The 9482-nt window shown below is 27.2% G+C and carries 6 protein-coding genes; 5 read left to right on the top strand and 1 reads right to left on the bottom strand.

Going from position 1 to position 9482, the window contains the following annotated elements; genetic code table 11:
* Positions 1–110: 110 nt before the first annotated feature.
* The 5 genes from Q0H31_RS03535 to Q0H31_RS03515 all read left to right on the top strand — a co-directional run bounded on the left by Q0H31_RS03535 (position 111) and on the right by Q0H31_RS03515 (position 6959).
* Positions 111–1082, top strand: coding sequence for a hypothetical protein (locus tag Q0H31_RS03535; protein WP_295295806.1), 972 nt, complete (start codon positions 111–113; stop codon positions 1080–1082).
* Between the two features lie 2 nt (positions 1083–1084).
* The gene (locus Q0H31_RS03530; protein WP_295295805.1) at positions 1085–2473 is read left to right on the top strand and encodes a TldD/PmbA family protein; all 1389 of its coding nucleotides are present in this window, start codon (positions 1085–1087) and stop codon (positions 2471–2473) included.
* Between the two features lie 2 nt (positions 2474–2475).
* Complete coding sequence (locus Q0H31_RS03525; RefSeq protein ID WP_295295804.1) at positions 2476–3822, top strand: metallopeptidase TldD-related protein; 1347 nt, start codon at positions 2476–2478, stop codon at positions 3820–3822.
* 336 nt (positions 3823–4158) lie between these two features.
* Entirely contained in the window at positions 4159–5469 is a 1311-nt protein-coding gene (locus Q0H31_RS03520; RefSeq protein WP_295295803.1) for an ABC transporter substrate-binding protein, read from the top strand.
* 167 nt (positions 5470–5636) lie between these two features.
* Positions 5637–6959 carry an extracellular solute-binding protein gene (locus tag Q0H31_RS03515; protein WP_295295802.1) on the top strand — a complete coding sequence of 441 codons (1323 nt, stop codon included), beginning with the start codon at positions 5637–5639 and terminating at the stop codon, positions 6957–6959.
* Positions 6960–7049: 90 nt separating this feature from the next.
* Here the strand turns inward: Q0H31_RS03515 and Q0H31_RS03510 are convergent, their stop codons facing one another.
* Entirely contained in the window at positions 7050–9452 is a 2403-nt protein-coding gene (locus tag Q0H31_RS03510; RefSeq protein WP_295295801.1) for a BspA family leucine-rich repeat surface protein, read from the bottom strand.
* Between the last annotated feature and the right edge of the window lie 30 nt (positions 9453–9482).

The raw sequence follows: 9482 nt of genomic DNA, 5'->3' as shown, positions 1-9482 counted from the left end.
AGTTAATTAAATTATAAGGAATACCTGCTTTTTTTAAACTAAAAAACGTGCAATATGTATGGCTCCTAAACACATAAAATTATTAATAAAAATTGATTTAATATTTTTTTATGTTAAAATATATTGCTATGAATAGAAACTTTAATATAGAAATTTTTGATAATATAAACATTTTAAAAGAACTTGCTAAAACTTGGAATGTGTTTTTACATTTTAGAATATGCTGTGTATCTTTAAAAAATTCTGAATATTTACTTAGCATACTATCCTCTATAGTAGATAAAAATTACAGTTATAAAAATGTAGAAGCTTTATCAAACAATATGATAAAAGAATATAACTCTAAACATGCAGATTTTTATCTTATAAACAAATATATAAATAGAGATTATGATAATAAAGTTTTATCAGAGATAGTAAGTTCTATAGAAGGAGAGGAAATATATATAACAGAAGACTATAATAAAGATATTGAATATTTAGATAATTTAGATTTAGACCCTATATTAAAGCTGCTTGTATTTCAGAGAATATCGTATGAGTATTTAAAAGATTATAAAAATTGTGTAAATATATTTAAAATAATATTTAATTTATACTCTAAGAGAATAAAACTATTAGACAATCCAATATTATATCCAGATGCTTTTTTTCAAATCAACATGGTAGAACATTTTAATCATGAATCTGTTATAATATATTTAAAATTTCTGAGAGATATTTGTTTATATGGTATGGAAACTATTAATTTTGTATATCATAATTTAAATATATTAAAAAACAGATTAGATAAAGACAAAAAATTTAAAAGCATATTAAAAACAAAGTCATTTTTTATAATCTTTATGACGCCATATATAAAGATAGTAGATTTAATGGAATTATTTAAATGGAAAAGAGATAAGGCGGCAAGGTTATTATTAAGACTAAAACATGAAGGATTGTTTTTTGAATTAAAAATAAAAAAAGAAAAACTCTATATAAATAAATATCTTATAGACTTATTTGCTAAGGGTAAACATAATAAACCTGATGACTTTTTATCTAAAAAAATAGCAACTACAAAAATTAAGGAGAGCTAAAAATGAAATATTTTCAATTTGACAGCAGTTTTTTGCATAGTGTTTTAGAAGAGGCTTTGAGAAATGGCGGCGAATATGCTGATTTATTTTTTGAAGATACTAAGATTAATAATATAAGTTATTTAGATAAAAAAGTTGATGATATGAGCCTTGGCAATAATTATGGTGTTGGGCTTAGGGTAATAGTTGATAAAAAAACAATATATTTATATTCTAATGACACTTCTAATGACAGTTTAATTAATTTAGCAAGAAGTGTTTCTTCTATTGTAAAAAATAAAAAACATATAGTAAAAGATTTTATAAAGTCGGCAGAAAAAGATAATCACCCTGTTCATATTAATCCTTTTGATGTTAATTTTGATGAGAAAATAGAAACGCTTGCATATTTGGATAAAACAGCAAGAAAAGTATCGGACAAAATAAAACAGGTAAGTGCAAGATATATGGAAAAAGAGAGAAATATTTTAGTATGTACAAGCAACGGCATATTAAAAGAAGACTCTCAAACTTATATAAGATTAGTAATGATGTCTATGGCTTCAGACGGCACTAACACACAAACTTCAAGCAGGACAAAAGGAGCATTAGACGGCTTTCAGGTGATAAGAGATATTAATTTAGAGAATATGGCTATAGAGACTGCTAATTCTGCAATAAAAATGCTTGATTCAAAATATCCAAAATCTGGAAAATATCCTGTTGTAATAGATAATGCTTTTGGAGGCGTTATATTTCATGAAGCTTGCGGGCATGCTCTTGAAGCTACTTCTGTTGCTGATAATGCGAGCGTTTTCTGTAATAAATTAGGTGAAAAAATAGCTTCCGATGTTGTTACTGCTATAGATGACGGCACTATAAAAAATGCTTGGGGAAGTTATAATATTGATGATGAAGGCAATGATGCACAGAGAACCGTTTTAATAGAAAATGGAATACTTAAAAGCTATTTGGTTGATGAGCTTGGTTCTATAAAGATGAATCAAAAAGTTACAGGAAGTGCAAGAAGAGAAAGTTATAAATATGCCCCTACTTCAAGAATGAGAAACACATTTATTGATAAAGGCAGCTCCACTTTTGAAGAGCTTATTTCCGGTATAGAGTACGGACTTTATGCTAAAAAGATGGGAGGCGGTTCTGTGGACCCTGCTACTACAGATTATAACTTTGCTGTATCTGAAGGTTATTTAATAGAAAATGGTAAAATCACTAAGCCTGTAAGAGGTGCTACGCTTATAGGAAGAGGCGATGAAACTCTTATGAATATAGAAGCAGTATCATCAAATTTAGAATTGGCTGACGGAATATGCGGAAGTATTTCTGGGAGTGTGCCTACTACAGTTGGGCAGCCTGCTATTAGAGTAAAAGAGCTTACAGTTGGAGGAAGATAAAAATGGAGAAAAGCGAAAAAATAAAAGAGATATTTAATATAATAAAAAATAAATTAGATAATGATTATGAAATAGAAATTTATATGTCTAATAGCGGTGAAGAAGAGTTTACTGTTAGAGAGAGAGATTTAGATAAATACACTTTTGCAGAATCAGGAGGAATTGGTTTAAGGTTAATAAAAAATGGACAAGTGGGTGTAAGCTTTACTGAAAAAATTGACTTTAATGATGAAAACATAAACAATTTAATTAACAATGCAAAAAACTCTCTTAAATATGCAGCATCAGAACCAGAGTTTAACACTCTTATAGAAGAAAGCGAAGAGAAGTCATATAATTTAATTAATAGCAACATAACTAATTTAACAAATGATGAACTAAAAAAAATATCACTTTCAATAGAAGATAAAATATATTCATTAGATAAAAGAATTGTAAATGTGCCTTCATGCGGTTTGGCAAGATATGATTTCTCTAAACACATTATAAACAGCAATGGAATATGCAAGGAAGAGAAAAAAAACAGTATATCATATTATGCTGAAGTAATAGCAAAAGATTCTAATGCGGTAAAAACTTTTTTTGATGTTTATTCTTCAAAAGACACTAAGTTTGATGTTTATAGTTTTTGCAAAAATATAGTTGATAATGTTGTAAGCAAGTTAGAAGCTAAAGAGATTAAAAGCGGAAAATATAAAACAGTTTTTACAAGCAAAGCTATGAGAACAATGCTTGGAGCTTATTTATCATTATTTTCTTCTGAAGCAGTACAAAAACAGTTATCCCTACTTCAAGGTAAATTAAACCAAAAAATAGCAAGCGAAATTATAAACATAAAAGATATTCCAATGTTTGATAATGGACTAGCCAACACTAATTTTGACGGAGAAGGCTCTGCTACAAAAGATTTAAATATCATCACAAACGGCATTTTAAATAGCTATCTATACAATAATTATACAGCAAGAAAAGAAAACAGAAAAACAACATCGCATGCATCAAGAGGATTTAAAACTTCTATAGGTATATCATGCCACAATCTAATCTTAGAAAATGGAAATAATACTCAAGAAGAACTAATATCACAAATAAAAGACGGTATATTAGTAAACTCTCTCACAGGTACTCATGCAGGCGTAAACTCTATAAGCGGAGATTTCTCTCTTCAAGCAGAAGGAATAAAAATAGAAAACGGTAAATTATCACATACAGCAAATCCGTTTATAGTATCAGGAAATATATTAGATTTTCTAAACAATATAGAAATGCTTGCAAATGATACAGACTATCATCATTCATCTATATACACACCAAGTGCATTGATAAAAGAGCTATCATTTTCAAGCTAATAATAAATATTTATTCTAATCTTTTATTTTATATTGAGTTTAAGTTCTTAATGAAAAAATTATATGCATTATATAATGATTCTATATTTTATGCATATTTTTTGCTCATTAAAATAAAAAATGTTAGTAGATTTTCTATAGGCACATATATTTGTAGTATACAATATTCAGTATATATATCATTGTATTTAAAATATAAAATAATTAAATATAGAATTAATATTATAAAATTAAAAAAAATATACATATAAAAATTAAAACATACTATGTAATTATTTGAATTATTATAAAAAACTTGTTATACTAATAAACATATATAAAAAAGAGGAGAGCATTATGCTTAAAAAAATATTTATACTTGTTATTATTACAGCCATTATGGCAATATCATGTAATAATAAAACTGAAACTGCTTCGTCAGCAGAGCTTCCTGTAATAGATGAAAATACTGAAACAGAATTAGAAATTTGGGGGTGGAATGTCGCTGCTCGTGCACTAACAGAAATGGCAGATATATTTATGCAAAAATATCCAAAGATAAAAGTAACTGTTCAAGAATTTGGAGGGGTACAGGCATATGAAAAATATGGAGTTGTATTAGCATCAGGAAAAGAAATACCAGATATAATGCAAATAGAAAGTGATTATGTTCAGACATATACTGAAACATATCCTCAAAGATTTTTGGATTTAAAAAATTATATAGATATAGAAGGTAAAGTAGACCCTTCAAAACTTTCTACAAGTTATGACAGTGAAGGAAGATTGGTTTCCATACCTTGGGATTCTGGTCCTGTTGTAATGTTTTATAGAGAAGATATGCTTAAAGAAGCAGGAATAGATCCTAACTCTATAGTTACTTATGATGATTTTATTAAAGCAGGAAAACAATTACAAGAAAAATTCCCAAATGTTAAAATGACAGGTTTCCCATACAGCAGAGATGATAATTTGTGGAGATGTTTATTGGTTCAAAACGAAGTATATTTTTTAAATGCTCAAGGAGAAATTACTATTTCATCTGATAAAGCAGTAGAAAGCATATCTATGTTAAAAAGATTTATAGATGAAGGTATAGCAATGAATACAGTGAATTGGGACAGTTCTATAATGGCAAATAAAAACGGAGATATAGCTTCATATATAATAGGCGGCTGGTGGGGCGGCACTATAAAAGACCAGATGCCTGAGATGAAAGGTAAATGGAAAATTATGCCTATGCCTGCATATACTGAAGGGGGAGTTAGAGCTTCTTCTTTGGGCGGTTCTGATTTAAGTATTACTGCTACTGATCCTGTTAAACAAGCTGCTGCAATAGAATTCCTTAAACAAACATTAATGAATGTTGATAATCAAATTATAATGTATGAAAAATATGGTTTATTCCCATCATATTTGCCTGCTTATGATGACCCAAGATTTTTGAAATCTGATGAGTATTTTGGCGATGATTATAATAATATTTTAGCAAATGTTACAAAAGAAATACCTCAGGTAATATATACTACAAAAGATTATGCAGAAATTAGAAATATTTCTATGAGCACATATGAAGAGGTATTAAATAATAATGCTGATGTAAAACAGGCATTAGAAAATGCTGCAAATCAAATAAGCAGTTCTACAGGAAGAAAAATAGCTAAATAATAATATATTATAATTTGCTGTATATTTATTTTGTATTTTATGCTGCCATAAACAATTTATGTTTTATGGCAGTAAAATAATTATTAAGTAATTTTATTTTTAAATTGCTTTTTATATAAAAGTTGATTATAATAAAAATACTTAAATAAAATATTAGGAGAATCGCTATGACTAAAAACTTTTTTTATAGTTTTTTGTTAGTATTGGTTGTGGTTTTTATGGCAGCTTGTTCTGGCAATAAAGGAACAGACCAAACAACTTCTAAACTTCCAACAATAGATGCTAATACAGAAACTGAAATAACAGTATGGGCTTGGAATGTTGCTGCTAAGGCTTTAATGGAAACAGCAAAGGTGTTTAATGAGAAGTATCCAAAAATAAAAGTAAATGTACAAGAATTTGGATTAGCTCAAAATGTATACGAAAGATATGGCGTAATATTGTCTTCTGGAAATGGGGTTCCTGATGTAATTCAGATAGAAAGCGATTATATACAAACTTTTTCTGAAACTTATCCGCAATATTTTTTTGATATGAAGGAGTATATAACTATTGATGGGGTAGTAGACCCTTCTAAAATTGCTTCAAGCTATGATAGCACTGGTAAATTAGTATCTATACCTTGGGATTCTGGTCCTGTGGTAATGTTTTATAGAGTAGATTTGTTTAAAGAGGCAGGAATTGACCCTAACTCTATTGTAACTTTTGAAGATTATATTGCAGCAGGCAAGAAACTTCAGGAAAAATTCCCTAATGTGTATATGACAGGTTTACCTTTTACTCAAGATGAAAATTTATTCAGATCATTATTAATAGCTAATAAATCATATTATCTAAATGATAAAGGAGAGATAACAGTTGCTTCTGCAAAAGCAATAGAAACTCTTTCTATGATAAAAAGACTTATTGATGAAGGTGTAGCTAAAAATGTGGTTAACTGGGACGGTTCTATTGTTGCTAATAAAAATGGTGAAGTTGCTTCATATATTATTGGCGGCTGGTGGGGCGGTACTATAAAAGACCAAATGCCTGAAATGAAAGGTAAATGGGGTATTATGCCTATACCGACAGTTAGTCAAGATGCTGTTAGAGCTTCTTCATCTGGCGGTGCAGGACTTTCTATAACTGCTACTGACCCTATAAAACAGGCGGCTGCTTTAGAGTTTATAAAAGAGAGTTTAATGAATGTGGATAATCAGATTATGATGTATGAAAAATTTAGTTTGTTCCCTTCTTATCTCCCTGCTTATGATGATGAAAGATTCTTGAAAAGCGATGAATATTTCGGAGACAATTTTAATAAAACATTGGCTGATGTAACTAAGCAAATACCTAATGTTATATATAATTCTGATGACTTTGCTGAAGTGAGAAATACAGTTGTAAGTGTTTACGAAGATGTTATAAATAATAATAAGGATATAGCTTCTTCATTACAAGACGCTGCAAATCAAATAAGCTCTGCTACAGGAAGAACTATAGCTAAATAATTTTTATAGTTTATTATATTTTATTCAGAAAAAATAGCCTTAAAAGTATATGATATTTTATATGCTTTTAAGGCTTTGTTATATAAAATATTATTGTAATAAATCTTTAAGTTTAAAACTGCAAATTATAAATATTAAGAAACTATAAATAAACCTGCTTTTAATTTCTTTGTAATTTTTGTTTTCAAAACTAAGCTTAATTTTTATTATATCATCATATTCTGTATCTTCATCAATATCTGCAGACATTGGAAGTATATCATCATCATTTGATTGAAATATATATGTTATAGTATCTCCAAACTTATCGCGAGTATACATATCATATCTTTTTGCAAAATCTCTAAAAGCTCCATAACTTCCTTCTATAGTTGATAATTTTTTTATTTCTTTTTTCAAGTTTTTCTTATCTAATTTTATCACTTTTAATTGTTCAAGAGGCTGTGATAATTCATAATCTTTAAAATGTTTTATCCAATTGTTTATAGTTTCATCGCTCATTTCTACAGGACTTGCTAATCCAATAAAACTATCATCATCAATTTTTATTTCTTTATTTATAGAATCTAAATATTTATCATCTCCTAAATATCTGAAAGTTGTTATAATTTTTTTGTCTTTATTATACAGATTCCATATTAAAGTTGAGGCAAATCTATTCATTAAAACATTGTCAATAAAATATTCTCTAAACAAATCATAAGTATATATTTCACCGTCTATCAATATAATGCTTAAAAGATAAGAATTTGCCCTCATAAACTTATGTATTTCTTTCTCTAAATATTTTATTTCTTCTTTCAAATCTTCATTAATTTTTTCAGGTATGCTTTTTAATGTTTTATTATTTTTTATATCAAATAAACTTAAAGAATAATCATTATTTAAAATTAATTTATAATCTTCATTTAACTCTCTTTCTCCTTTAGAATTAAATTCAAAATTCGGCAAGCACTTTAATTTAAACTCGCTATAGCTGATATTCATTTTTTCAAGCACTTCATCAATTATTTTATCAGCTTCTTTTTTAACATCACTTTTCTTTGTAGTTGTATATATTTCATATAATAATTTGAGAGCATATTTGCTTTCTATGTTAAGTTTTATTAGTGAAAGCAAAAAACTTGAATCAAATTTTAATTCGTATATATCTTTTAAAGCTTCATCTCCGCCGTATATACCATAAATCAAACAAGCAGCATCTCCTTTGTTATCTAAATAAAGATTTTTAATTTTTTTTATAAACGATTCCATATCAAGCAAGTTCACTATATCATCAATTCTTTTTAACCTTATGATATTGCTTAAAGATAAATACTCTGAATATATATACTTTAATACTTTAATATTAACTTCTCTTGATTTATCTTTTATTAAAACATTGCTTTTCTTTATAAACTTAACTCTTTTATCTTCCTTATAATTATTTTTTATATAATTTTCTGCATCCTCTATAGTGTTAAAATTATCTTCAGAGATTGAAAGCTCTTCTCTAAAATCACTTTCAATTTTTTTTCTTAATCTTACAATTTTTTTATTTTTATCTTTAAGTATTAAATTATATATTTCTTTTGCATTATTATTTGTTATAGTTATATAATTTTCTTTAGGATAAAAAACTTGCATATATACTTTAAGCCTCGTATGTAATTTATCCTCATCATCGCAAAAAGTGCCAACTTCCTGCAGATTATCTAAATTCCAATGTTCTAAAGACTCATAACAATCATACTTATAAGCAAATCTAAACAATCCTGCTGCAGTTATTAATTTTTGTGTATCCCATTTATCAAGAGGCTGATTAAAGCTTTGTGCCATATAAAACATCATATCCATATTTTCTACATTAGATACATTCCAACTATTTAAAGGTTTATTAAATTTCATGCATGAGAAAAATGTCTTTTCCATATTTACAACATTAGAAGTGTTCCATTTATCAAAAGGCTGATTTAATTTTTCGCATTGCCTAAACAAAGAATCCATATTTGTAACATTAGAAACGTCCCAATCATTAATATTCTGATTAAAAGCATCACAATATGCAAACATACTTGACAAATCTTTAACTTTATTTATATTCCAAGTATTTAAAGGCTTATTAAATCTTTTTGCCCTAATAAACATATTAGACATATCTTCAACATTAGAAACGTCCCAATTATCTAAAGGCTGATCAAAATTAGAACAATAAGCAAACATATTATTCATACTTTTTACTTTAGATACATTCCAATTATTTAAATTAGGATTAAAATCTGTCATCGAGTATCTTCCCATAAGATGATAGTCCATATATCCAAACATCATCTCCATATTTGTAACATTAGAAACGTCCCAATCTTCTATGCCTTCAAAATCTTTTCTTTTACTTTTATAAAAAAGATTACTCATATCTTTAATAAGACTTGTATCAACATAATTAAGTTTTATACCATCAGTAAATACTAATTTTTTTAATTCTGTTTTTGTTGTTGGTTTATATTTTTTCATAAATTCTCCTAAACATTGTTTGGATAATTT

The organism is uncultured Brachyspira sp. (assembly GCF_934747485.1).
Taxonomy (GTDB): Bacteria; Spirochaetota; Brachyspiria; order Brachyspirales; family Brachyspiraceae; genus Brachyspira.
The sequence above is the reverse complement of the archived record's forward strand: the minus strand, read 5'-3'. Positions and strand labels throughout refer to the sequence as shown.